Origin of the sequence: Saccharomonospora marina XMU15 (assembly GCF_000244955.1) — a bacterium.
Taxonomy (GTDB): Bacteria; Actinomycetota; Actinomycetes; order Mycobacteriales; family Pseudonocardiaceae; genus Saccharomonospora_A; species Saccharomonospora_A marina.
Genome location: NZ_CM001439.1, coordinates 1,153,801 through 1,175,763 on the forward strand (window position 1 = coordinate 1,153,801; position 21,963 = coordinate 1,175,763).

General features: G+C 68.2%; 25 protein-coding genes. 7 read left to right on the forward strand and 18 right to left on the reverse strand.

Going from position 1 to position 21,963, the window contains the following annotated elements:
- The first annotated feature begins 135 nt into the window (after positions 1 to 135).
- Entirely contained in the window at positions 136 to 1,350 is a 1,215-nt protein-coding gene (locus tag SACMADRAFT_RS05465) for an oxygenase MpaB family protein (RefSeq protein WP_009152786.1), read from the forward strand.
- Here SACMADRAFT_RS05465 and SACMADRAFT_RS05470 read toward each other — a convergent pair.
- Both SACMADRAFT_RS05470 and SACMADRAFT_RS05475 read right to left on the reverse strand, forming a co-directional pair.
- Positions 1,347 to 2,222, reverse strand: coding sequence for an LLM class flavin-dependent oxidoreductase (locus SACMADRAFT_RS05470; RefSeq protein ID WP_009152787.1), 876 nt, complete (start codon positions 2,220 to 2,222; stop codon positions 1,347 to 1,349). The two genes, SACMADRAFT_RS05465 and SACMADRAFT_RS05470, sit on opposite strands and share 4 nt — an antisense overlap.
- A gap of 1 nt (position 2,223) precedes the next feature.
- Positions 2,224 to 3,243, reverse strand: coding sequence for an aldo/keto reductase (locus SACMADRAFT_RS05475; RefSeq protein WP_009152788.1), 1,020 nt, complete (start codon positions 3,241 to 3,243; stop codon positions 2,224 to 2,226).
- A gap of 97 nt (positions 3,244 to 3,340) precedes the next feature.
- Between SACMADRAFT_RS05475 and SACMADRAFT_RS05480 the strand changes: the two genes are divergently transcribed.
- The 3 genes from SACMADRAFT_RS05480 to SACMADRAFT_RS05490 all read left to right on the forward strand — a co-directional run bounded on the left by SACMADRAFT_RS05480 (position 3,341) and on the right by SACMADRAFT_RS05490 (position 5,590).
- A complete protein-coding gene (locus SACMADRAFT_RS05480; RefSeq protein ID WP_009152789.1) occupies positions 3,341 to 3,928 on the forward strand; it encodes a TetR/AcrR family transcriptional regulator in 588 nt (195 codons plus the stop codon).
- Between the two features lie 124 nt (positions 3,929 to 4,052).
- Positions 4,053 to 5,270 (forward strand): cytochrome P450 family protein, encoded by a 1,218-nt coding sequence (locus tag SACMADRAFT_RS05485; protein WP_009152790.1) that lies wholly within the window; start codon positions 4,053 to 4,055, stop codon positions 5,268 to 5,270.
- Positions 5,271 to 5,323: 53 nt separating this feature from the next.
- A complete protein-coding gene (locus SACMADRAFT_RS05490) occupies positions 5,324 to 5,590 on the forward strand; it encodes a DUF2277 domain-containing protein (RefSeq protein WP_009152791.1) in 267 nt (88 codons plus the stop codon).
- Between the two features lie 19 nt (positions 5,591 to 5,609).
- Here SACMADRAFT_RS05490 and SACMADRAFT_RS05495 read toward each other — a convergent pair whose 3' ends face one another.
- The 4 genes from SACMADRAFT_RS05495 to SACMADRAFT_RS30755 form a co-directional block, all read right to left on the reverse strand.
- Positions 5,610 to 6,380 carry a GAF and ANTAR domain-containing protein gene (locus tag SACMADRAFT_RS05495; protein ID WP_009152792.1) on the reverse strand — a complete coding sequence of 257 codons (771 nt, stop codon included), beginning with the start codon at positions 6,378 to 6,380 and terminating at the stop codon, positions 5,610 to 5,612.
- Positions 6,377 to 7,108, reverse strand: coding sequence for a GAF and ANTAR domain-containing protein (locus tag SACMADRAFT_RS05500; RefSeq protein WP_009152793.1), 732 nt, complete (start codon positions 7,106 to 7,108; stop codon positions 6,377 to 6,379). The genes SACMADRAFT_RS05495 and SACMADRAFT_RS05500 overlap by 4 nt, the downstream gene beginning before the upstream one ends.
- Positions 7,109 to 7,243: 135 nt before the next feature.
- Entirely contained in the window at positions 7,244 to 7,705 is a 462-nt protein-coding gene (locus SACMADRAFT_RS28425) for an STAS domain-containing protein (RefSeq protein ID WP_009152794.1), read from the reverse strand.
- Positions 7,706 to 8,080: 375 nt separating this feature from the next.
- Complete coding sequence (locus tag SACMADRAFT_RS30755; RefSeq protein ID WP_009152795.1) at positions 8,081 to 8,464, reverse strand: hypothetical protein; 384 nt, start codon at positions 8,462 to 8,464, stop codon at positions 8,081 to 8,083.
- A 132-nt stretch (positions 8,465 to 8,596) separates the two neighbouring features.
- Here SACMADRAFT_RS30755 and SACMADRAFT_RS05515 point away from each other — a divergent pair, with 132 nt between their 5' ends.
- From SACMADRAFT_RS05515 to SACMADRAFT_RS05525, 3 genes are all read left to right on the forward strand, one after another.
- Entirely contained in the window at positions 8,597 to 10,171 is a 1,575-nt protein-coding gene (locus SACMADRAFT_RS05515; protein WP_009152796.1) for a serine/threonine-protein kinase, read from the forward strand.
- Between the two features lie 201 nt (positions 10,172 to 10,372).
- Positions 10,373 to 12,661 (forward strand): carbamoyltransferase HypF, encoded by a 2,289-nt coding sequence (gene hypF / locus SACMADRAFT_RS05520; protein WP_009152797.1) that lies wholly within the window; start codon positions 10,373 to 10,375, stop codon positions 12,659 to 12,661.
- Entirely contained in the window at positions 12,637 to 13,608 is a 972-nt protein-coding gene (locus tag SACMADRAFT_RS05525; protein WP_009152798.1) for a DMT family transporter, read from the forward strand. Before hypF ends, SACMADRAFT_RS05525 begins: the two co-directional genes overlap by 25 nt.
- On the opposite strand, the gene hypB is transcribed toward SACMADRAFT_RS05525, so the two are convergent.
- The 12 genes from hypB to SACMADRAFT_RS05585 form a co-directional block, all read right to left on the reverse strand.
- Entirely contained in the window at positions 13,506 to 14,255 is a 750-nt protein-coding gene (hypB, locus tag SACMADRAFT_RS05530; RefSeq protein WP_009152799.1) for a hydrogenase nickel incorporation protein HypB, read from the reverse strand. The two genes, SACMADRAFT_RS05525 and hypB, sit on opposite strands and share 103 nt — an antisense overlap.
- Entirely contained in the window at positions 14,233 to 14,586 is a 354-nt protein-coding gene (locus tag SACMADRAFT_RS05535) for a hydrogenase maturation nickel metallochaperone HypA/HybF (RefSeq protein WP_009152800.1), read from the reverse strand. Before SACMADRAFT_RS05535 ends, hypB begins: the two co-directional genes overlap by 23 nt.
- 3 nt (positions 14,587 to 14,589) lie before the next feature.
- The gene (gene hypE / locus SACMADRAFT_RS05540) at positions 14,590 to 15,657 is read right to left on the reverse strand and encodes a hydrogenase expression/formation protein HypE (protein WP_009152801.1); all 1,068 of its coding nucleotides are present in this window, start codon (positions 15,655 to 15,657) and stop codon (positions 14,590 to 14,592) included.
- Entirely contained in the window at positions 15,654 to 16,781 is a 1,128-nt protein-coding gene (hypD, locus tag SACMADRAFT_RS05545; protein WP_009152802.1) for a hydrogenase formation protein HypD, read from the reverse strand. The genes hypE and hypD overlap by 4 nt, the downstream gene beginning before the upstream one ends.
- 10 nt (positions 16,782 to 16,791) lie before the next feature.
- Positions 16,792 to 17,064 (reverse strand): HypC/HybG/HupF family hydrogenase formation chaperone, encoded by a 273-nt coding sequence (locus SACMADRAFT_RS05550; protein WP_009152803.1) that lies wholly within the window; start codon positions 17,062 to 17,064, stop codon positions 16,792 to 16,794.
- Positions 17,042 to 17,545, reverse strand: a complete 504-nt coding sequence (locus tag SACMADRAFT_RS05555) for a hydrogenase maturation protease (RefSeq protein ID WP_009152804.1) — start codon at positions 17,543 to 17,545, stop codon at positions 17,042 to 17,044. Before SACMADRAFT_RS05555 ends, SACMADRAFT_RS05550 begins: the two co-directional genes overlap by 23 nt.
- Positions 17,542 to 18,756: a hypothetical protein gene (locus tag SACMADRAFT_RS05560; protein WP_009152805.1), complete on the reverse strand. Its 1,215-nt coding sequence runs from the start codon at positions 18,754 to 18,756 to the stop codon at positions 17,542 to 17,544. The genes SACMADRAFT_RS05555 and SACMADRAFT_RS05560 overlap by 4 nt, the downstream gene beginning before the upstream one ends.
- Complete coding sequence (locus SACMADRAFT_RS05565; RefSeq protein WP_009152806.1) at positions 18,756 to 19,406, reverse strand: D-sedoheptulose-7-phosphate isomerase; 651 nt, start codon at positions 19,404 to 19,406, stop codon at positions 18,756 to 18,758. Before SACMADRAFT_RS05565 ends, SACMADRAFT_RS05560 begins: the two co-directional genes overlap by 1 nt.
- Entirely contained in the window at positions 19,403 to 19,615 is a 213-nt protein-coding gene (locus SACMADRAFT_RS05570; protein WP_009152807.1) for a hydrogenase assembly protein HupF, read from the reverse strand. The genes SACMADRAFT_RS05565 and SACMADRAFT_RS05570 overlap by 4 nt, the downstream gene beginning before the upstream one ends.
- Complete coding sequence (locus SACMADRAFT_RS05575; protein ID WP_009152808.1) at positions 19,612 to 20,232, reverse strand: D-sedoheptulose-7-phosphate isomerase; 621 nt, start codon at positions 20,230 to 20,232, stop codon at positions 19,612 to 19,614. Before SACMADRAFT_RS05575 ends, SACMADRAFT_RS05570 begins: the two co-directional genes overlap by 4 nt.
- A gap of 283 nt (positions 20,233 to 20,515) precedes the next feature.
- Positions 20,516 to 21,589 carry an ACR3 family arsenite efflux transporter gene (gene arsB, locus SACMADRAFT_RS05580; protein ID WP_009152809.1) on the reverse strand — a complete coding sequence of 358 codons (1,074 nt, stop codon included), beginning with the start codon at positions 21,587 to 21,589 and terminating at the stop codon, positions 20,516 to 20,518.
- A complete protein-coding gene (locus SACMADRAFT_RS05585; RefSeq protein WP_040925562.1) occupies positions 21,586 to 21,903 on the reverse strand; it encodes an ArsR/SmtB family transcription factor in 318 nt (105 codons plus the stop codon). The genes arsB and SACMADRAFT_RS05585 overlap by 4 nt, the downstream gene beginning before the upstream one ends.
- Positions 21,904 to 21,963: the final 60 nt, after the last annotated feature.

Consider the following 21,963-nt stretch of genomic DNA (forward strand, 5'->3'; position numbering starts at 1 on the left):
CCTTGCCGACTGCTTGTTGACTCGATATGTTAACGAAAAATCTCTTCGTAGATGGAATGGAACGAGCCTCGGCCGCTCTGGCAAGGGCCTGGGTAGAGCGGCGTCTGACACCTACCGAGGAAGCTAGGTAAGTAAATGAGCAGTCTCAACAGAAGAAGAGCGCTTTCGCTCGGTGCCGCGCTGGGCCTTGCGAGTGTGGCGGGTACCGCGCCCGCGTGGGCATGGTCGTCGACCGGTTCGATCGCCGGGACCGGCACCGGCGCCGACCCGTGGTGGGTGTGGGACGACGAAGTGGACCGACTGCTGGCGAAGCTGCTCGAGGCGGGCGAGGTTCCGGCGGTCAACACCGCGATGGAGTCATGGGTCAACAACAGCGACCAGTTGCCCAGCGACCTGCCGTCCGATCTCGCCACCTACCTGCAACAGGTCAACCGGCTGCCGTCCTGGGCCGACCGTGACAAGCTGCGTCGCGCCGCCGACTTCAACCGGCGCAAGGACACCTACCTGTTCATGCTGTACGGCCTCGGCAGCGGCATCATGAGCACGGTGATCCCGCGCGAGGCCAGGTCGGTGTACTGGTCCGCGGGTGGCGCCGACATGAAGGACCGCGCGGCCAAGACGTTCACCTTCGGCTACGACCTCAGCGACCTGAACGCGTTCGAACCGTCCGGCCAGTTCGTCGTCACGGCCAACAAGACCCGCCTCGTGCACGCCGCGGTACGGCACCTGCTTCCGCAGTCGACGCGCTGGACGGCCGTCGCGGACGAACCCAAGCACATTCCGATCAGCAACGGCGACATCCTGATCACCTTCCACAGCCTCGGAACCTTCGTGCACAAGAAGCTGATCGAGTGGCACGTTCCGATGTCGGCCGAGGACGAGGAAGCCTTCCTGCACATGTGGCAGGTCGCCATCCACCTGCTCGGCGTGCGCGAGGAGTTCATACCCAAGACATGGGCCGACGCCCGCGCGCAATCGGAGCAGGTGCTCACGCCGCTGCTTGCCCCGACGACCGAGGGCAAGCGGCTGGCCGAGGATCTGCTCGGGCTCACCGCCGAACTCGACCTCGGCGTCACTCGTGGCTTCCTCAACGAGTTCGTGCGCTACGTGCTCAGCGACGAGATCGGCGACTGGCTCGAACTGCGACGCGACTACGCGGCGGCGGCCACGATCCGTACCGGCTGGCCCGCCTACATCGCGTTCCGGGAAGGACTGCTGCCCGTCGCGCCCGCGGGGTTCTACATGTTCGACCAGTTCGTGCGCGCGATCGCGATGCTCTTCCTCAACAACGGCACCTCGCCGACCACCACGCCCATCACGATCCCGACCGGCAACCGGCCGGGCGCCTAACGCGCGGTCGTGATGAGTTCGTCGGTGACCCACCGCGCGACGCCGGCGGGAAACGGCGCGGACAGGCCGAGGACGATGTGCGAGAAGCCGGCATCGATGGCCTCGCCGATCGCTTCCCTGCTGACATCGGGTCGTTCGTAGGAGACCGGGACGAACATCGAGCGGGTCACCGCAGCGGGATCACGGCCTGCCTCGGCGCAGTAGCGGTCGAGCAGCTCGCTGCGGCGGGCGGCGTCGTCGATGCGGCCGCCCGGCATGTTCCACACGTCGGCATGCCGGGCGGCCACCCGCAGCGTCGCAGCCGACCGTCCTCCGACGACGATCGGCGGGTGTGGTCGCTGAACGGGCTTGGGGCTACCGAAAGCGCCCGAGAGGTGGATGTGTTCGCCGTGGAAGTCGAACGGTCGCTGCTCGGTCCACAGCCGCCGGACCACCGTGCATGCCTCGGCGAGGTTCGCCACCGCCTCCGCGGCGTCATGGTAGGGGAGGCCATGCGCGTCGTACTCCCGCCTGGCGGCCGGGTGGCTGGGGCGGGAGCCCGCGCCGATCCCGAAGTCGAGCCTGCCGCCGGAGACGATGTCGACGGTGGTGGCGATCTTCGCCAGCACCGCGGGTGGGCGGAACCGGTTACTGGTCACCATGACACCGAGCCGCAGCCGCCGGGTCTGTGCGGCGAGAGCCGACAGCAGTGTCCAGCCCTCGAGTATCGGCCCGTCCGGGTCACCACCGATGGGCATGAGGTGGTCGAACAGCCATGCGTGCTCGATCTCGGCGATGGTGTCCGCCTCGCGCCAGACCCGTAGGACGTCGTTGTAGCCGACCTGCATGGGGGCGGTCATGATCCCGAAACTGTGGCTGTCTCGCCGGGTCATGTCAGCGCCTGCGCAGTGAAGAGTCGAGCAGTGCGGGTGGCGTGTCGAACTTCTCGTGTGGGGCCAGGTCGAGCCCGGGGGCGACGATCTCGTCGATCGCGTCGAGGACGTCGCCTGCGAGCACGGTGTCGGCGGCGGCGAGTTGGGCCTGCAAGTGATCGATGGTCCTGGGACCGATGATCGCGCTGGTCACCGCGGGGTGTGCGGTGACGAAGCCGAGCGCGAGCTGGACGACGGTGAGGTTCGCCTGCTCCGCCACCTTCGCCAGCCGCTCGACGGCGTCGAGCCTGGCACGGTTGTGCGGGACGCTGGTGTCGAAGCGTTCCGGCATGAGCCTCGAGCGGTTGGTGTTGATGTCGCTGTTCCGGCGGATCGCGCCCGACAGCCAGCCAGAGGCCAGCGGGCTCCATGCCAGCACGCCCAACCCGTATTCCTGGGTGGCGGGCAGGACGTGCGCCTCGATTCCCCGTTGCAGGATCGAGTAACTGGGCTGTTCGCTGATGTAGCGGCCGAGGTTGTGCTCGCGGGCGGCCCACTGCGCCTGCACGATCCGGTAGGCGGGAAAGCTCGACGAGCCGAAGTAGCGGATCTTTCCCGCGCGTCGCAAGTCGGTCAGCGCGGACAGGGTTTCTTCGTCGCTGGTGTCGGGGTCCCACCGATGGATCTGGTAGAGGTCGATGTGGTCGACACCGAGCCTGCGCATGCTGCTCTCCAGCGCGGTGACCAGCCAGCGGCGGGAGCTGCCCTGGTGGTTGCGCTCGTCGCTCATGGGCAGTGAGGCCTTCGTGGCCACAACGACGTCGTCGCGACGACCTTCGATGGCCTTGCCGACCATCCGTTCCGACTCGCCTCGGCCGTACATGTCGGCGGTGTCGATGACGTTGATGCCGGCTTCGAGTGCGGCGTCGACGATGGCGGTGGCTTCTGCCTGGCTGGTGCGTCCGATCGCGCCGAAGTTCATCGCGCCCAGTGCGAGTGTGCTGACCCGCACACCGGTGCGGCCCAAGGTGCGGTACTGCATGAGGGGTGCCTCCATGACATGATCTGCTAAGTGGAACATCGCTCCGGAAACAATACGGAGCAACGTTCCGTTTAGCAAGCGACGAGGGAGGGATGACGTGACAGGTGACGCCGGTGCGCGTGCTGGCCGAGCCAGGCGGGCCGATGCCAAACGCAACGAGAAGGCGCTGCTCGATGCCGCCGCGGCGGTGTTCGTCGCATCGGGCGTGGACGCGCCGGTGCGAGACATCGCGGCCAAGGCCGGTGTCGGGATGGGCACCATCTACCGTCATTTCCCCACAAGGGCGGACCTCATCGTCGCCGTCTACCGGCACCAGGTCGAGGCATGCGCGCAGGCCGGTCCCGCCTTGCTGGAGGCGGGCCCTACCCCGTACGCCGCGCTGACGAAGTGGATCAACCTCTTCGTCGACTTCCTGGTCACCAAGCACGGGCTGGCCGCGGTACTGCGATCCGACGAGGCGGGCTTCGACACGCTGCACGCCTACTTCCTCGACCGGCTCGTGCCCGTGTGTACCGAGTTGCTCGACGCGGCCGCCGGTGCCGGTGAGATCCGGCCCGACCTGGATGCCTACGAGCTGATGCGTGGCGTCGGCAACCTCTGCATAGGTGCCGAGAGCGATCCCAGGTACGACGCGCGCAGACTGGTCGAGGTGCTTGTCGCGGGCCTTCGCCAACCGTTGCCCTGACAAACACCGCCCAGTGCGTCGCGGCCACCGGTTCGGTGGCGGCCACGGCCGTCGGCGGGCATGCTCGAAATGGGTCCGCGTTGAGCGGGCGGGGCAGGCCGACCGGCATTTGGGGGCGATGGGTATGGACCAGGCTGCGCGGGAATCGATCCGACTTGACTCCGACTTCTTTCAGAACGCACCAGAGCTGTCGCGTGTATTGCGTACGGAGCAGCCGGTCCGGCAGGTGGTGATGCCGCGCGGGATGTCGGCGTGGCTCGTCACCAGGTACGCCGATGCCAAGACGCTGCTGGCCGATCAGCGGTTGAGCAAGGACAGCGAGCGGGCACGTGCCCTCTTCCAGCGCAGGCTCACCACGCCGGGTGAGACGTCGAGGCCGTTCGAACGCTCACTCGCCGCGCACATGCTGAACATGGACCCGCCGGATCACACCCGGCTGCGCAAGCTGGTGAACAAGGCGTTCACGGCGCCGACCGTGGCGCGGTTGCGGCCCCGGATCGAGGAGATCACCGAGAATCTGCTCGACGACATGGCGGGCAGTACCGAGGTCGACCTGCTTTCGGCGTTCGCGTTTCCGCTGCCGATCACGGTGATCTGTGAGCTGCTCGGCGTGCCGGACGACGCACGTGAGGACTTCCGGACGTGGTCGAGCACGCTGCTCGACACCGCGACACCGGAGCAGATCGAGTTCGCCTCGGGCAAGATGGCGCGATACCTGGGTGAACTCATCGCGCGCAAGCGCGCCGAGCCGACCGACGACCTGCTCTCGGCGCTCGTCCACGCCACCGACGAGGGTGACGCGCTGTCGGAGCAGGAACTGGTGTCGATGGCGTTCCTGCTGTTGGTCGCAGGACACGAGACGACCGTCAACCTCATCGGTAACGGCGTGCTCGCGTTGCTGCGGGAGCCGGGCCAACTTGCCGCACTGCGGGCCGATCCCGCCCTACTGCCGGGCGCGGTCGAGGAGTTCCTGCGGCTGGAGAGCCCGATTCACATGGCGACGCTGCGGTTCACGACGGAACCGGTGCGGGTAGGCCAGGCCGAGATCCCGGCGGAGGAGTTCGTGCTGATCTCACTGCTGGCGGCCAACCGCGACGACGAGCGATACCCGGACCCCGACCGGCTCGACGTGACACGGCAGGCCGGCGGGCATCTCGCCTTCGGGCACGGCATCCATTTCTGTGTGGGCGCACCGCTGGCCAGGCTGGAGGCGCGAATCGCGATCGGTCGCTTGCTGGAGCGGTTCCCCGAGTTACGGTTGGCCGCCGAACCGGAGACGCTGCGGTGGCGGGACAGCTCACTCATTCACGGTCTGCAGACGCTGCCGGTGCGTCTTGGCTAGTTCGCATTTTCGATCCGGGTGGTCGGTGACCGTGGCTTTGTAGGCTGGGTGACATGTGTCGCAACATCACCGTGCTTCGCGGTCTCGAACCCCCGGCGACGGCGGAGGAGGTCGAAGCCGCCGCCCGGCAGTACGTCCGGAAGGTGAGCGGTGTGCAGAGCCTCTCCGACGCCACCAGGGAGCCGTTCGAGGCTGCCGTTGCCGAGGTCGCCGCCGTCACCGCTCGCCTGCTGGAGGAGTTGCCGTCCCGTCGCAAGCCGCCGACCACCGTGCCGCCGCTTCGCCGCCCCGAAGTCAGGGCCCGGCTGGACGCGGGGTAACACCGGTAACACCGCGCTCTCAGACGTGCTCGTCGCCAAGGGCATCGATCCCCGCCGCCGAGGCGAGAACCTGATCCGCGATGTTGACGTTCTCGACCACGGTGAGTGCCAGGTCGGCGAGCCGCTGGTTGCTGTTGCGCGAGTGGGCGCGCAGCAGGGCGAAGGACTGCGCCATGTCGAGCTCGCTTCGGCCCGAGATGACTCCCTTCGCCTGTTCGATGATCACCCGGCTGTTGAGCGCGCTCTGCAGTTGCTCGGCCAGCACGTCCGCCCGCTGCACGGCCTGCTGGTGCAGGATGCCGATGGTCGCCATGTCGGCGAGAGCCCTGCCGATGCGTATGTCGTTGTCCGGCATCGGGCCCGGGTGGACGCGGAACAGATTGAGCGCGCCGATCGTCTCGTCGCGCAGCCGCATCGGCAGTGCGTGAACCGACCGGAACCCTTCCCGAACCGCGTGCTCGGCGAATCGAGGCCACCGCTCGATGTCATCGTTGAGATCGAGGGCCGTCACCGGTTGCTTGGTGCGGACCGACTCCAGGCACGGCCCCTCATTGGCCTCCAACTGGAACAGTTCGACGATCTTGGCCTGCTCCGTCGAGGACGACACTACGCGAAGGTGGCCCCGCTGGTCCGACAGCACCAGCCCGGCCGCATCGACGGGCAGCAACCGCACGCAGTACTCCGTCAGGCGGTCCAGCAGGTCGATGAGGTCGTAGTCGTCGACCAGTGTGTCCGCCAGACTCACCAGGGCTTCGGCCAGCGCCGTCTCGTGGGTGTCTGGCGTCGTCATCGCAGCTCCTCGTCATCGAATCGCAGTCGTCGGGCGACCACATCCCTGGCTACCTCGTCCAGCAGTCGGTTCTGCGCGAAAGCGACGCTGCGCAGCTTGGCAAGCGCCGTCTGAGCGCTGACGCCAAGTTGCCCGATGATCATGCCGGTGGCCTGGTAAACCTCGGTACGGTGAAGCGGGGCGCCTGAGAGCCAGCTATCGGAATCCGCTGGTCCCCACCCGGCGGCCGTCTCCAGTGTCTCGCCCACGCGCAGGCCCAGCAACGACCAGAGCGCGGCATCAGCGACCCGGAGTGCGCCAGTGAGGTCGGCGCCGATCAGGTCGCCTGGCTCCGTCCGGTAGAGATCCAGTACCCCGAGGGCGATGGCGCCGAGCTGCAGCGGAAAGACGTAAAGGCCACCGATGGGGATGTCGCGGACAGCGTTGGTGAACACCGGCCAGCGGCCGTCGGTCGCCGCGAGGTTCGTTACGAGCACGGGCTTGTGCTGGGTGAAAGCTTCGACACAGGGTCCTTCGCCCAGGTTGAACTGCAACGAGTCCAGTTGGTCCATCACCACGTCGCTGGCGAAGACCGTCTCGTGGGCGCCCCCACCGGTCATCAGCGTGATCGACGCCCCGTTCACCGGAAGATACTCCAGACACGCCGCGCCGATCCGTTGCGGGCCGTCGGCGCCACCTTCTGCGATGACGGCCCGCAACACAGCGTTGAGTCGCTCGAGATCTGCCATGTCGGGCTCTCCTGTCCCTGGAGGCGGCCGGGACAAGACGAGCAACCAGGTGTGCTCAGGTTCCAGGTGTTCTGCTGGACAATTCCGAGCCTACACGTGGCGAAGTGGCGAGTCGCGCTCCCCGACGCGGTGGGCCTAGGTGGGAATCCGGTCGGTGCCGATCGCGGTACCGAAGCTCATCCGTACGGATAGGTGTTCGTGCAACCCGGCGAGCCTCAGTGCGCGCACTACGCACCTGTTCTCACCCGTGACCACCTGTAGCACCGCGCCGCGTCGCTCGACGAGCACGCGGCTGTCCACGAGTACCGACATGCCCGCCGCGCCGATGAAGTCCAGTCCGGACAGATCGACGACGACAACTCTCGGTGAGCCGACAAGGCCACTGCTGATCCTGGCCGCGAGCTCCGGCGCGGTCAGCAGGTCCAGCTCGCCGCGCGCGGCGAGGATGAGAGTGTCCTGGTCGGGACGCCGCTCGTCGACCTGTAGTCCGACGGCCGGGCTTTCGCAGGCGGTCATGTCCGATGCCGTTTCCGATTGCATCGACGAGGCCCGCCATGTCGTGTCGTTCGGGAAAGCCAGCTGTGTCGCGGTGTCCATCGCTGGTCTCCCTCCCCGCGCGCCGAGCGGACGGGTTCGCCACCGGCGAGCTGTCCCTGGTTCGTCCGCCTACGTGTCGCCCTGCTGCCCGGCCACTGAACGTGAGCTGCGTGGATTCGATATCCGGAAACTGGCATCGCAATCTCCTTGTGTCCCGCCGAGACGGGGCTGCGGATCGCAGATGACCTACACCGGGGTCCAGAGCGCCGGCATCTACAGGCATGTCTGATGGCAGGTCGCTACCGAACGCGACATCATCGAGACGCTTTCATCCTATTTCCGCGGGCAGCAGTACGTCCAGGCTCGCTCCCCGATTCGATGGTGTATCCGACCCGGCCGCGTTGAATCGCGGTGGAGTTCGCGGTCGAACGCGGTTCAGTCGCGGCGCAGTGCCTTGCAGATCAGTTGACTGACGACCAGGTAGATGAGCGCGGCAAGCCCGTAGTTCATCACCACCCCCACGACGGCGTCGTCGGGAGTGAACACGTCACCCAGCCCCAGCACCAGCGTCTTGGCCAACATGTAGACGGTGGCGACGAAGCCGTTGGCCTGGTTGGCGTCCAAGACGACGAACAGCACGTGGGCCGCGAAGATCGCCACGATGAGGCCGGTCGCTCCCTGCACGAGGTGGGCGATGTTGTTCGCGCGACGTTCGCTGCGCAGCCGCTCCGCGTATTCGTAGTCGGCGCGCTGCTGCTGCGGCGGCCCCGCGGCATAGGGCTGGTACTGCTCGTGCTGGCGGTAGGGGTCGTAAGTCATGGCCGCGAATTGTTACAACTCGGTACGGGAATAACAACCCTTCGCATGCACGGCTTGCGTCGCTGTGCCGGTGCGACCCCGCTCGAACGAGCAGGCTTACCCTGATCGCGTGAACGACGGCTGGAGTGCGGGGTGAGCGAGGTCGGCAGGCTGCTCGCGGGCCGATATCGGCTGCGACGCAGGCTGGGCAGCGGCGGTATGGGCGTCGTGTGGAAGGCGATTGACCTGCGCCTTCAGCGACCGGTGGCGGTCAAGCAACTGCGAGAGCAGCCGGACCTCGATGGCACGGAGGAGATGCGGCAGCGCGCCATGCGCGAGGGCCGCATCGCGGCGAAGCTGTATCACCCCAACGCCATCGCGGTGCACGATGTCGTCGAAGACGGCGGGCAACCGTTGCTCATCATGGAGTACTTCCCCTCCCGAAGCCTCGCTGACATCCTGGGCCAGGACGGGCGACTTTCGGCTCAGGAGGCCGCCAGCATCGGCGCGCAGGTCGCCGCCGCACTGGCCGAGGCCCACGCCGCGGGCATCCTGCACAGAGACGTCAAACCCGGCAACATCCTGGTAGCCGACGACGGCTTGGTGAAGATCGGTGACTTCGGGATCTCCCACGCCGCGGGCGACGTCTCGGTCACCCACTCCGGGTTCGTGCCCGGCACACCCGCCTACTTCGCGCCCGAGGTCGCGCGGGGTCGCACTCCCACCACAGCCTCCGACGTGTTCTCGCTCGGCGCGACGCTCTACGCGGTAGTGGAGGGCGCACCACCGTTCGGTGAGGACGACGACAACTCCCGCACGGTGTTGCACCGCGTGGCGGAGGGCCAGTTCGACGAACCCGTCCATGCGGGCCCGCTCAAATCGCTGCTGCTGAGGATGCTCGCGGCCGACCCGGCGGAGCGGATCAGCGCCGCACAGGTCAAAGCCGAGGCACAGGCGCTGGTCACCGGTGGTCGCCCTGCGGTCGAGTTGCCGAGGAAAGCACCGGCAGCCGCAGGGTCGGGCGAGGAGCCCGGCACCGACCCGCTTGCCGGCTCTTCCGCGCCGACGATGCCGGTGCGCACCGAGTACGTGGCAGCGGCGACGGGAGGGAAGCGGCGGCTGTCGCGGCGCACGTTGCTGTACGCGGCCGGGGCACTGGTCGTCGTTGCCGCCACCACCGTGTTCGTCATCAGCCGCCCCGAACAGCCGAACACCGTGGCGCAACCACAACCCACGACCCCGACCCCCGCCACCAGCCGTCCGCTGACCGAGCAGGACGTGCTGCAGGTGGTGTCGAACTTCTACGCGGCGCTGCCCGAGCAGCCCGACCTCGCGTGGGCCCGGCTGAGCCCACGCATGCAGGCACAGGGCCGCGAGCAGTTCGACGCCTACTGGTCGAACGTCACCGATGTCACCGTGGTCTCACCAGCACGGGTGACCGACGAGAAGGCCGTTCACATCGGAGTCGCGATCACGTTGCGCGACGGCGCGACGGTGACCGAGTACCACCGGTTCGGCGTCAGCAAGGTCGACGGCACGCCGCGAATCGACACCGACACCCTGCTCGACAGCAGGCGCGTCGAGCCGTCGGCTGTCAGCACCGGCCCTGCTCCTGACACCGAGCAGACCACCAGTCAGGCACCCCCTCCGCCGGCAGACGGCGGCGGAGCGGACGACAAGCCGGGTAGGGGCAACGGAAACGGCCACGGGCGTAACCCCAACGGCTGAGCACGGCTGACCCCGCGGCGGCCCCGGCGGGCGGGAACGCGGAACTCGCGGGCAGCAGCGGGGGACTCGCGGGCAGGAGCGGGGGACTCGCGAGTGGGTGGTTTCTCTGGTTCGGGGAACGGGTACCGCCGGGAACATGTCTCGCGTACGGAGCAGACTTCGTAACCCCGACGGGTGCCGCGTCCAGGCGCTGAAGGCCTCGTGAAGTCGCTGGTTCGGGTCGCCGTCCGCGTGGAGGGAGTCGTGCAGGGCGTCGGCTTCCGGCCGTTCGTGCACTCGCTGGCCTCGCGGTTCGGCCTGGCGGGCCGGGTGGGAAACGACACCGGCGGGGTCTTCATCGACGCAGAAGGGGCCGAGAGCGCGGTCGCCGGCTTTTTGTCCGCGTTACGGCACGACGCACCCCGGCTGGCCGACATCCAGCGGGTGACCGTGACCGAGCAGCGGCCGCGAGGCGGCGACGACTTCACCATCGTCGCCAGCGAGAGCGCCGGACCACGCAACGCGTTGGTGTCCTCGGACTCGGCGACCTGCGCGGCCTGCCTCGCGGAACTGCGCGACCCCACCGACCGGCGTTACCGGTACCCGTTCCTGAACTGCACCGACTGCGGCCCGCGCTTCACGATCGTGCGCGACGTGCCCTACGACAGGCCCAACACCACGATGGCGGGCTTCTCGATGTGCGACGAATGCGCCGAGGAGTACCACGACCCGCGCGACCGGCGCTTCCACGCTCAGCCGGTGTGCTGCCCTCGCTGCGGACCTTCGGTGCGGCTTGTGGACAACGACCGCGCCGAACTGTCCGGAGACCCCATCCGCCGCGCCGCCGATCTGCTCCGCGACGGTCGGGTGCTCGCGGTGAAGGGACTCGGTGGCTACCACCTGGCCGCCGCCGCGGACAGCGACGCCGCCACGGCCGCGTTACGGCGGCGCAAGCACCGGGAGGACAAGCCGTTCGCGGTCATGGTCCCGACGCTGCGGGTGGCGCAGCGGCTTTGTGAGGTCGATGCCGAGGCGCAGCGGCTGCTCACCGGCCACCGCAGGCCGATCGTGTTGCTGGACCGGCGCGACGACACCGACAGCGTGGCAGCCGCCGTCGCGCCGGACAACCGGCAACTCGGCCTCATGTTGCCCTACACACCGCTGCACCACCTGCTCACCGAACTCACCGGCCCGATAGTGCTGACCAGCGGAAACGTCTCCGACGAGCCGATCGCGTTCGGCGAAGACGACGCGTTGGACCGGCTGGGCGGCATCGCCGATGCGTTCCTCACCCACGACAGGGCGATCCACGTTCGCACCGACGACTCCGTGGTCAGGCCGTGGCGAGGCAGGCCACTGCTGCTGCGGCGATCGCGCGGCTACGCGCCGGAGCCGCTCTCGCTGCCCTGGGTGTTCCCTCGGCCCGTGCTGGCCTGCGGCGCCGAACAGAAGAACACCTTCTGCCTGGCCAAGGACAGCTACGCGTTCTGCTCACAGCACATCGGAGACCTTGAGAACTACCAGACCCTGAAGTCGTTCACCGAGAGCATCGAACACTTCCGCGGGCTGTTCGACATCGAGCCCGTGGCCGTGGCACACGACCTGCATCCCGACTACCTCTCCACCAGGTACGCCTCGCAGCTGCGCGGCGTCGAACTCGTCGGCGTGCAACACCACCACGCGCACATCGCGGCCTGCCTTGCCGACAACTCCGTCGCGGGCCCCACCATCGGTGTCGCCTTCGACGGCACGGGCTACGGCACCGACGGCACGATCTGGGGAGGGGAGTTCCTGCTGGCCACCCTGGCCGGGTTCGAACGTGCCGGCCACCTGGAGCCGGTGCCGCTTCCTGGCGGGCAGGCGGCGATCCGGCAGCCGTGGCGGATGGCCGCCTCGTACCTGGACTCCTACCGCGACCTGCCGCTGGAACTGCTGCCGGTGGTGCGGCGCAACGAGCGGCAGTGGCGGCAGGTCGTCTCGATGGCCCGCAACGGCGTGAACGCGCCGCTGACCTCCAGCGTCGGCAGGCTGTTCGACGCCGTCGCCGCGGTTCTCGACATCCGCGACACGGTGAACTACGAGGGTCAGGCCGCGATCGAACTCGAGCAGCATGCCGATCCCAAAGAGCTGGGCAGCTACCCGTTGCTGATCGGCGACGGTGAGCCAATCCGCGTGTGCGGTGCCCGGCTGGTACGTGCGGTGGTCGACGATCTGCTGTCGGGCACCGGCACCGAAGTGGTGGCCGCCCGCTTCCACAACACCCTGGCGCAGGCCATCACGTCGGTGTGCACGACGCTGGGCGAGCGGACCGGCGTGCGAACCGTGGCGCTGTCGGGCGGGGTGTTCTGCAACACGCTGCTGCTCGACCGTGCGGTCGACGCGCTGGTGGCCGAAGGCATGACGGTGCTTACCCATTCCCGCGTACCGTGCAACGACGGTGGCATCAGCTTCGGGCAGGCGGCCGTAGTGGGCGCGCTCGATCGGGAATGGGGCTGCCTGCCGTGGCAGTGACGGTCCTGCTGGCGGTGCTCGCCGCGGGCTCCAACGCGCTGGCCTCCGTGCTGCAGCGCAAGGGCGCTCGCAGCGAGCCCGACGACGCCTCGATGTCGTTGCGGATGCTGTGGAGCCTGGCCCGCAAGCCGTCCTGGGTCGGTGGGGTCACCGCGATCCTGGTGGGTTTCGCGCTGCAGGTGGCGGCCCTGGCGACCGGTCCGCTCGCACTCGTGCAGCCCATCCTCGTGGCCGAACTCGGCTTCACGCTGATCCTGTCGAGCCTGGTGTTGCGGGCGAAACTTCGGCTACGGGAGTGGACGGCCGTGTCCGGGATGAGCGCGGGCCTGGCATTGCTGCTGGTGGCTCTCAGCCCGAGCAGCGGTGACTCCAGGGACGTGCCCGGCGAGGTCTGGGCACTGGGCTCCGCGGTCACGCTTGCGGTGATCGGCGCCTTGCTCGCGCTGGGCTACCGCAACCATTACGCCCACCGCGCCGCCTACTTCGGCCTGGCTTCCGGCACCTACTTCGGGTTCCTCGCCGCGTTGATCGCCGGGGTCACGCCTGCCTTCGCCGTCGGGCTCGGTGCAGTGTTCACCACCTGGCAGACGTATGCGGTGATGGTCGCCGGGCCGGTGGGCTTCTTCCTGCTGCAGAACACGCTGCGGGCGGGCAGCCTCGTGGCGTCGCAGCCGGGGCTGACGCTCGCCAACCCGCTGGTAGGCATCACCTGGGGTGTGGCCGTGTTCGGAGAACACGTCAGAGGCGGTGGGTGGATCGCCGCGCAGCTGTTCGGTGCCGCGCTGCTCGCCGCCTGCACGATGTTGCTGGTGCGCTCACCGCTGTTGCGTGGCAGCGAGGGCGCTCAGGAGGAGGCCGACGAAGCGGCCGACGACGCGGCCGAGGCCGCGGCCGAGGCCGAGCCGGACGGCACCGAGCGTGCCGACCGCAGCCAGCCCAGCCACTGATCCATGCCGTCGCCTCGTGGTGCGCAGACGGAAAGCAGCCGCGCACGGGGGTTGATCCGGGACAGGTGCGAGGCGAAGTGTGCTTCGTCGAAGTCCAGGTGCGGCAGCAAATCCGTCTTGGTCAGCAGCACCAGATCGGCGGCCCGGAACATGTGCGGGTACTTCAGCGGTTTGTCCTCGCCCTCCGTGGTGGCGGCGAGCACCACCTTGTGCTGCTCCCCGAGGTCGAACAGCGCCGGACACACGAGGTTGCCGACGTTTTCCACGAACAGCACCGTGCCCGGTTCCAGGTCCAGCTCGGCCAGCGCCCGGTCCAGCATCTCGGCGTCGAGGTGGCAACCCGACCCGGTGTTGAGCTGCACCGTCCGGCAACCGAGAGCGCGCAGCCGGTCCGCGTCGAGCGAGGCGGCCTGGTCGCCTTCCACCACAGCCACCGGCGATCGCCCGTCCAGCGCCCGCAAGGTCGCCTCCAGCAGGGTGGTCTTGCCGGAGCCGGGCGAACTCATCAGGTTGATAGCGACCGCGTCCAGCGCGTTCAGCCTGAGCCGGTTGTGCTCGGCGATCGCGTCGTTCTTGGCCAGCACGTCGCGCTCCAGCTCCAGCGTCCTCGTGCCGGAGGGCGCCTCACACCCGCAGGTCCCGCACATCGCGCTTCACCTCCACGTGTCGAATCCGTACCTGGTCTCCCGAGGACAGCTCCACGTCGAGGCTGCCGCAGGAGCACTCGCTGAGTAGCGAGGTGACGGGGAACCGGGTGCCGCAGCGGCGGCAGCGGCCCTGCCCGGCGGGCTGCTCGATCGACAGCCGCGCGCCCTCCAACCGGGTGCCTCGGGTGACGACGTCGAAGCAGAACCTGATCGAGTCCACTTCGACGCCGGAGAGCTTGCCGAGTTCGAGGTGCACGGCAACCACCCGGTCGGTTGCCGTCTGTTCCAGCACCGCGTCGACCATGCTCTGGGCGATAGAGAGTTCGTGCATGGGTCAGCAGATCCGAGGCAGGGGATCACCCACGAGCAGGTCCGCGATACGAGTGCCGCCGAACGTCGTGTTCAGCAGCACGGTGCCGGGCGGGTCCTCGCCGATCGTGCCGATCACGGCGGCCTGCTCGCCGAGCGGGTCCGCGCGCAGCGCTGCCACGGCCTGCTCGGCGTGAGCACCGTCGACGACCGCGACGAACCGGCCCTCGCACGCCACGTAGAGCGGGTCGATACCGAGCAGTTCACACGCGCCCCGTACCTCGTCGCGCACCGGGACCCGGTTCTCCTCCACGACAACCGAGACGTCCGCCGCTATGGCCACCTCGTTCAGCACGGTGGCCACACCGCCTCGGGTGGCGTCGCGCATCGCCCGCAGCCCTGGCACCTCGCGCAGCCGGGCGCACAGGCCGTTGAGCGCGGCGGTGTCGGACTCCAGTTCGGCCTCGATGTCCAACTCGCCGCGAGCGAGCATGATGGTCACACCGTGTTCGCCGACCGGGCCGGAGACCAGCACGGCGTCGCCGGGGCGGGCCCGGTGCACGCCCAGTTCCGGCCCGTCGGGCAGTGTGCCGACACCCGTGGTGTTGAGGTAGCAGCCGTCGCCGCTGCCCTTGCCGACCACTTTGGTGTCACCGGTCACCAGCGTCACACCGGCCTGCTTCGCGGCCCGCGCCATCGACTCCACGATGCGGCGCAAATCGCTGACCTCGAATCCCTCTTCGAGAATGAAGCCACAGGACAGGTAGGCCGGTGACGCGCCCGCGACCGCGAGGTCGTTGACGGTGCCGTTCACTGCGAGGTCACCGATGTCGCCTCCGGGGAAGAACAGCGGGGATACCACGAACGAGTCCGTGGTCATCGCGAGGCGTCCGGCGCCCAGCGACAGCAGTGCGGCGTCGCCGAGCGGCTCGAGCGATTCGTTGCGGAACGCGTCGAGGAACACGGCCTCGATTAGTGTCTGGGTGGCCTTGCCTCCCGCGCCGTGCGCAGCGGTGATCCGGTTCTCCCGCAGTTTGGGGCCGCGGCGGCGCGCCCGCTCGATCCGCTCGAGAACGTCCTGTTCGGTCCTCATGCCGTGCTCGCCTCCCTGATGCGCTGCCGGGTGAAGCGGCCGTAGTTGTAGTAGGCCGCGCAGGCGCCCTCTGGCGAGACCATGCACGTGCCGATCGGCGTCTCCGGGGTGCAGGCTGTGCCGAACACCTTGCATTCCCACGGCTTGAGCACGCCCTTCAGTACCTCGCCGCACTGGCAGGACTTCGGGTCGGCCACCCTGACCCCCGGCATCGAGAAGATCCGCTCCGCGTCGAACTCGGCGAACTCCTCGCTCAGCTTCATCGCCGAGTGCGAGATGAATCCCAGCCCCCGCCATTCGAAGTAGGGCCGCAGCCGCATGGTCCGTGCGATGGCCCGCAACGCCACCGGGTTGCCGTCCCACGGCACCACGCGCGAGTACTGGTTCTCGACCTCGCGGCGGCCGTCCCGCAACTGCTTGAGCAACTGGTAGACCGACTGCAGGATGTCCAGCGGCTCGAACCCCGCCACGACGATGGGTTTGCCGTGTTCGCCCGGAATGAACTCGTACGGGCGGCAGCCGATCACAGTGGACACGTGGCCGGGGCCGAGGAATCCGTCCAGCCGCAGGTCGGGGGAGTCCAGGATCGCCTTGATGGCCGGAATGATCGTGACGTGGTTGCAGAAGACGGAAAAGTTGTCCACACCCTCCTCCTTGGCCCGCAACAGTGTCATCGCGGTGGAGGGGGCGGTGGTCTCGAATCCGATGGCCATGAAGACCACGTGTTTGTCCGGGTTCTGTTTGGCGATCTTCAACGAGTCCAGCGGCGAGTACACCATCCGGATGTTGGTGCCTTCGGAGTTGGAGTCGAAGAAGTTCCCGTCGCCGCCGGGCACCCGCATCATGTCGCCGAACGACGTCATGATCACGTCGGGCTGACTCGCGATGTGAATCGCGTCGTCCACCCTGCCCATCGGGATCACGCACACCGGGCAGCCCGGCCCGTGTACCAGCGAGATCTGCTCCGGCAGGTAGTCCTCGAGGCCGTGCTTGTAGATGGTGTGCGTGTGGCCTCCGCACACCTCCATGAACTTGTACTCCCGCCCCGGTTCGCACAGCCCGGCGATCTTCGCCGCCAGTGCCTTCGCTGTGTCCGCGTCGCGGAACTCGTCGACAAAGCGCATGTGTCCGCCCCTACTCGATCATCGATTGCTTGAGCGCGTCGACCTCGTCGGTGTACGCCTGACCGATCTCCTCCAGGAATCGCAGCACCGCCCTCGCCTCTTCCTCGTCGATCTTCGAAAGCGCGAAGCCGACGTGGATCAGCACCCAGTCGCCCGGCCGTGGCGGGTCGTCGGCCAGCAGGCCGACGTTGATCGCACGGCGGACCCCGCTCACCTTCACCCTGGCCAGTTCGGGGCGATCCGGCAGGACCTCCACCACCTCACCGGGAATGCCGAGGCACATCGCTTTCACTCCTTCCTGCGGTGGCGAGTTCGAGCACGCGGGTCACCGCTTCGTCCACCGCCGAGGAGACCGGCTCACTCAGCCCGATGCCCTCGGTGACGCTCGCGGGCTCGCAACCGAGCACGAGCACGCGGCCCGCAGTGCCGCCGAGTCTGCGCAGCAGCCCCAGCACCGTCGCCGGGGCCATGCCGTGGGCATCGACCCCGTCGGGTGCCGCATCGGCGCACTCGTTGGGGTCCGGCTCGATCAGGTACAGCGTTCCTGGCGTGCCACCTCGCGGTGCCGCGTCGACCAGGATGGTCAGTTCGTGTTCACCGCCGAGCATCTCGTAGGCCAGGTGCAGCCCGCTGATGCCGAAGTCGGCGGCGATCACACCGGGTGGCAGCCGCCGTTCGGACAGTCGGGCAGCCACCTCAACGCCGAAACCGTCGTCACCGAAGAACACGTTGCCGATGCCCGCGATGAGCACGCGTTCGTTCATCGCGGCTCCTCGACCAGTGGCTCGACCTCGGCGGTGGTGAAGTAGCGGTAGCGCTCGTCCTCGGCCAGCAGTTCGGTAGCCGGGTCACCGTCCACGGTGACGGCGAGGAACCAGGTGCCGTCCACGTCCTGCCGCAGCGCCCGCACGGTCGCCGTGCGCCCCGCCACGAACATGTCCTGCGCGTCGCAGCCGGGAGCGGGCCGAAGCACCACCCTGCTGCCCTCGCCGATCTCCACACCACCGACGACGACGGTGTCGCGGGCGCTGTCGGTGCGCTGTTGTGGCAGGTCGGCGACCTCGGTGCCCGGCTGTCGTGGCGCGGGCCGCGGGTGCATGCCCGCGGTGGCCTTCGGCAGGTCCGACAGCGGGGCGGTCTCGTGAGCTCCGAAACAGCCGGCCCTGACTCCACCGGCCGCGTCGGGGTAGTCGGGTAGCGCGATCGGAGCCGACAGCATGGTGTCGCGACGCCCCGGCTCGCCGACCAGCACCGGCCAGGTGTGTTCGTTGACGCAACCGTGCGCGTGTTCCGCGGCCCAACGCGGCGGCTGGTCGCAGGAAAGGAACACGCCACCATCCAGGGACAGCAGGAGGTGAGTGGCGACGAGCGAATGGCGCAGCGCTTCGAACCTGCGGTGTTGCGAGCAGTCCACCGGCGATGTGTTGGCCAGCACCACCCGCACCCGAACCAGTCCGGGCAACGCCTCGGCGTGGCAGCGTAGCTCGGCGTTCAGCGGCTGCTTGCGCCGTACGACGCGGCCACCGGGTACTGCGCTCGTGCGTTCACCGCCACGGACGGTGAAGGGTACGACGTGGGTGCGGTCGAACAGGTCGTCCAGTGCCAGCGTCACCTGCTGCTCGTTGCTCACGGCCTCGTCCATCGCGGGCAACTCCTCGCCCGCGATCCGAAGCGAGTCCACCTCGCGGTATGAGCCGGGCCCGCCTACCTCGACCGTGCGCCGCTGTGCCTGCAGGAACCGCACGTGCAGGCTGAGCCGGGCACCCGCGTCCACCTCCGCGAGGCATTCGGTGCGGCAGCAGGTCGGCTCGGCGCTGCCCGTGGCCGCGTAGGACGGCGGCACGAGCACGCCGCGCTGCCAGCGCACCTGGTTTCTCGGGGCGGGGTTGTGGCCGGGGTGCAGCACGTAGCCCTCGTAGAGCACGGCGTCGGCCACGGCGCGGGCGTGCTCGAGTGATTCCCGCTGGGTGCCCATCAGCGTCCCTCGGCCGCCAGTTCGGCGAGTACGTGGTAGATGGTGGTCTGCGCCTCCTGCACGCGGTGCACGGAGGACGACGGCACGGTGAACAGGTAGTCGATCGAGTGAAGCTGGGCCATCCTGCCGCCGGTGTGGCCGCTGATCCCGATGGTCAGCATCCCTACCCGGCGGGCCTCGTCGAACGCGGCCAGCAGGTTGGGGGAGTTGCCGCTGGTGGAAAGCCCGACCGCGATGTCGGTTTCCCTGCCGAACGCGGCGAGTTGGCGGGAGAACACCACGTCGAAGCCCACGTCGTTACTCAGCGCGGTCAGCACGGCGATGTCGGCGGTCAGTGCGAAGGCGGGCAGCGCGGTGGTGCCGTCGGGCGGATTCATGAACTGGGTGGCGATGTCCTGGGCGTCGGTGGAGCTCCCGCCGTTGCCGAAGGAGAACAGCCTCCCGCCTGCCGCGAACCTGCCGGCCATCGCCGCACCGCACTCGGCGAGCAACGAGCCCTGGTCGCGGCGCACTTCGGCGCGAAGCTCCATGATCTCGCGGACCTTGTCTATTGTGGATTGCCTCGCCTCGGCGAGTACCGCGTCGACGTCGCCGCCTGCTTCGTCATCGGAGTAGAGGAACGGGTAGAGGGATCGCATCATGTCGGTCATCGCGGTACTCCGATGGCTTCCTTGGCGTGTACCAGCACCTCGTCTCCCTCGCCGACGTCCACGAGCGCGACACTGATCTCCTCGGTTCCCTGCCCGGTGTCCACGATCGCGAGGCCGCCCGGCAACAACCGTTCGACCCGCACCACGACGGCCTCGTCGGAGCACGTCACGCAGGTGTCGGTCGAGCAATGCGGGGCCTGCTCCGTCACGAGACCACCTCTGGGGTGAGCACACCCGGATGTTCGAAGAAGACGTGCACCAGTTCCCACAGGACGTGGTACATCGTCACGTGCACCTCCTTGACGACACGGGGGTCGTCGGAGGCGGCGCGCAGCAGGTGTTCGGCCACGTTTCGGCGCGCGATCGGGCCGCCGTCACCTCCGACCAGCGCGACGGTCAGCATGCCCAGCTCGCGGGCCTGTTCGAGGCCACGCAGCACGTTGTCGCAGCGGCCGTCGCCGGAAAGTCCCAGTGCGATGTCCTGGCCTGTGGCCAGCTGCCTGAGCTGGTGCGCGAACACCTCGGCGAAGCCGACCTTCGCGGCGACCCCGGTCATCGTCGCGACGTCCGAGGTGAGCGAGATGGCCGGCAGCGCACGCTTGCCGACGATCACCGGATGGACGAACTCGACCGAGACGTGCTGGGCGTCGGTGGAGCCACCGCCGTTGCCGAAGACGATCAGCTTGCCGCCCTTGTGGAACCGCTCCGCCATCGCGTGGCAGGCCCTGGCGAGCTGCTCGGCCTCGTCGAGCAGAGCCTCCAGCGGTGCCTGTCTACGTTCAAGGGCGGAATCCGCCCGCTGCTCGAAGAACTGTCGATCAGACAATTGAGGTCCGCCGTTTCTCGAATATCGTCAAGTCGTTGACGTCACCAACCGTTCACGTCCGGTGGCCGCGAAACCTCACGCTACGACGCGGTGATAGTCCCCACAACTCGGACAATCGCGCGATCATTCAGCTATATCAAGGAAAACGGCCGTCCATACCCGATACTCAAGGCGTTCAAACCGATTCGTGCACCGGTCGGGGAACACCCGATCAGCGGAAAAGAAAAGCCGCCCCTCGCGCGCGATTTCGGTCGCGGGCGAGGGGCGGCGTGGGCGCTGGCGGTTAGGGCTTGGCGGCCCAGCGCTTGCGCAGCCACAGGCTGACGTAGACAAGGGCGACGAGTACGGGAACCTCGATGAGGGGGCCCACCACACCGGCGAGTGCCTGTCCGGAAGTGACACCGAAGACGCCGATGGCGACGGCGATGGCGAGTTCGAAGTTGTTGCCCGCCGCGGTGAAGGCCAGCGTCGTGGTGCGTGGGTAGCTCAGCCCGGCCGCCCTGCCCACGGCGTAGGAACCCGCCCACATGATGGCGAAGTAGGCCAGCAGCGGCAGCGCGATCCGCGCCACGTCCAGCGGCCTCGCCGTAATGGTTTCTCCCTGCAGCGCGAACAGCACCACGATCGTGAACAGCAACCCGTACAGCGCGACGGGGCCGATCTTGGGCAGGAAGCGATCCTCGTACCAGGCACGGCCCTTGGTTCGCTCGCCGATGCGGCGGGAAAGGTAGCCTGCCGCCAGCGGGATGCCGAGGAAGATGAGCACGCTCGCGGCGATCTCCCACGGCGAAACACTGATGGAGGTGGTGTCCAGACCGAGCCGGCCGGGCAACAGGTCGAGGTAGAACCAGCCGAGCACCCCGAACATCAGCACCTGGAACACCGAGTTGAGCGCGACGAGCACGGCAGCGGCCTCCCGGTCGCCGCAGGCGAGGTCGTTCCAGATGATCACCATGGCGATGCACCTCGCCAGCCCGACGATGATCAGGCCGGTCCGGTACTCGGGCAGGTCGGGCAGCAGCAGCCAGGCGAGCGCGAACATCAGCGCCGGACCGACCAGCCAGTTCAGTACCAGCGAGAGCAGCAGGGTGCGCCGGTCCCTTGTGACCGTGTCCAGCCTGTCGTAGCGAACCTTCGCCAGCACCGGGTACATCATCAGCAGCAACCCGAGTGCGATCGGCAGCGAGACCTGGCCGACCTTCACCGTGTCCAGTACACCCTGTAGCCCCGGCACGGCGCTGCCGAGCAGCAGTCCCGCCCCCATCGCCGCGATGATCCAGACCGGGAGAAACCGATCGAGGACGGACAACCGTCGGATGAGTTCGGTTTCCGCGGGTTGCTCCACGGTCTGACTCACGGGCAGGACCTCCTGAGCTGTGCGTGTTCTTCAGCGGTGTCGGCCAGTCCGGCCAGCAGGTCGGCGAGCGCACGCAGCGCCTGCGGGCGCAGCCGGTAGTAGGTGTAGCGGCCGTGCGGCTGGGTGCTCACCAGTTCGGCGTCACGAAGCAGCCGCAGGTGGTTGGAGATGTTGGTCTGGCTGGCGCCGGTCTCCTCCACCAGGTGGCAGGTGCAAAGCGACTCACGTGCGAGCAGTTCGACGATGCGCGCACGCAGCGGATCGGCGAGCAACCGCAGCAACTCGACCGGCAACACATCACTTGTCACTGACATCAGTGAGGGATGATACATCACTGTAGGCTGATGCGAGGAATGCCGGGCACGCCGGCGCCG

Coding starts and splice junctions, on each gene's coding strand:
- SACMADRAFT_RS05465 (WP_009152786.1), top strand. CDS start 136: ATGAGCAGTCTCAACAGAAGAAGAGCGCTTTCGCTCGGTGCCGCGCTG.
- SACMADRAFT_RS05470 (WP_009152787.1), bottom strand. CDS start 2,222: ATGACCCGGCGAGACAGCCACAGTTTCGGGATCATGACCGCCCCCATG.
- SACMADRAFT_RS05475 (WP_009152788.1), bottom strand. CDS start 3,243: ATGCAGTACCGCACCTTGGGCCGCACCGGTGTGCGGGTCAGCACACTC.
- SACMADRAFT_RS05485 (WP_009152790.1), top strand. CDS start 4,053: ATGGACCAGGCTGCGCGGGAATCGATCCGACTTGACTCCGACTTCTTT.
- SACMADRAFT_RS05490 (WP_009152791.1), top strand. CDS start 5,324: ATGTGTCGCAACATCACCGTGCTTCGCGGTCTCGAACCCCCGGCGACG.
- SACMADRAFT_RS05495 (WP_009152792.1), bottom strand. CDS start 6,380: ATGACGACGCCAGACACCCACGAGACGGCGCTGGCCGAAGCCCTGGTG.
- SACMADRAFT_RS05500 (WP_009152793.1), bottom strand. CDS start 7,108: ATGGCAGATCTCGAGCGACTCAACGCTGTGTTGCGGGCCGTCATCGCA.
- SACMADRAFT_RS28425 (WP_009152794.1), bottom strand. CDS start 7,705: ATGGACACCGCGACACAGCTGGCTTTCCCGAACGACACGACATGGCGG.
- SACMADRAFT_RS30755 (WP_009152795.1), bottom strand. CDS start 8,464: ATGACTTACGACCCCTACCGCCAGCACGAGCAGTACCAGCCCTATGCC.
- SACMADRAFT_RS05525 (WP_009152798.1), top strand. CDS start 12,637: ATGGGGCTGCCTGCCGTGGCAGTGACGGTCCTGCTGGCGGTGCTCGCC.
- hypB (WP_009152799.1), bottom strand. CDS start 14,255: ATGTGCGGGACCTGCGGGTGTGAGGCGCCCTCCGGCACGAGGACGCTG.
- SACMADRAFT_RS05535 (WP_009152800.1), bottom strand. CDS start 14,586: ATGCACGAACTCTCTATCGCCCAGAGCATGGTCGACGCGGTGCTGGAA.
- hypE (WP_009152801.1), bottom strand. CDS start 15,657: ATGAGGACCGAACAGGACGTTCTCGAGCGGATCGAGCGGGCGCGCCGC.
- hypD (WP_009152802.1), bottom strand. CDS start 16,781: ATGCGCTTTGTCGACGAGTTCCGCGACGCGGACACAGCGAAGGCACTG.
- SACMADRAFT_RS05550 (WP_009152803.1), bottom strand. CDS start 17,064: ATGTGCCTCGGCATTCCCGGTGAGGTGGTGGAGGTCCTGCCGGATCGC.
- SACMADRAFT_RS05555 (WP_009152804.1), bottom strand. CDS start 17,545: ATGAACGAACGCGTGCTCATCGCGGGCATCGGCAACGTGTTCTTCGGT.
- SACMADRAFT_RS05560 (WP_009152805.1), bottom strand. CDS start 18,756: ATGGGCACCCAGCGGGAATCACTCGAGCACGCCCGCGCCGTGGCCGAC.
- SACMADRAFT_RS05565 (WP_009152806.1), bottom strand. CDS start 19,406: ATGACCGACATGATGCGATCCCTCTACCCGTTCCTCTACTCCGATGAC.
- SACMADRAFT_RS05585 (WP_040925562.1), bottom strand. CDS start 21,903: ATGTCAGTGACAAGTGATGTGTTGCCGGTCGAGTTGCTGCGGTTGCTC.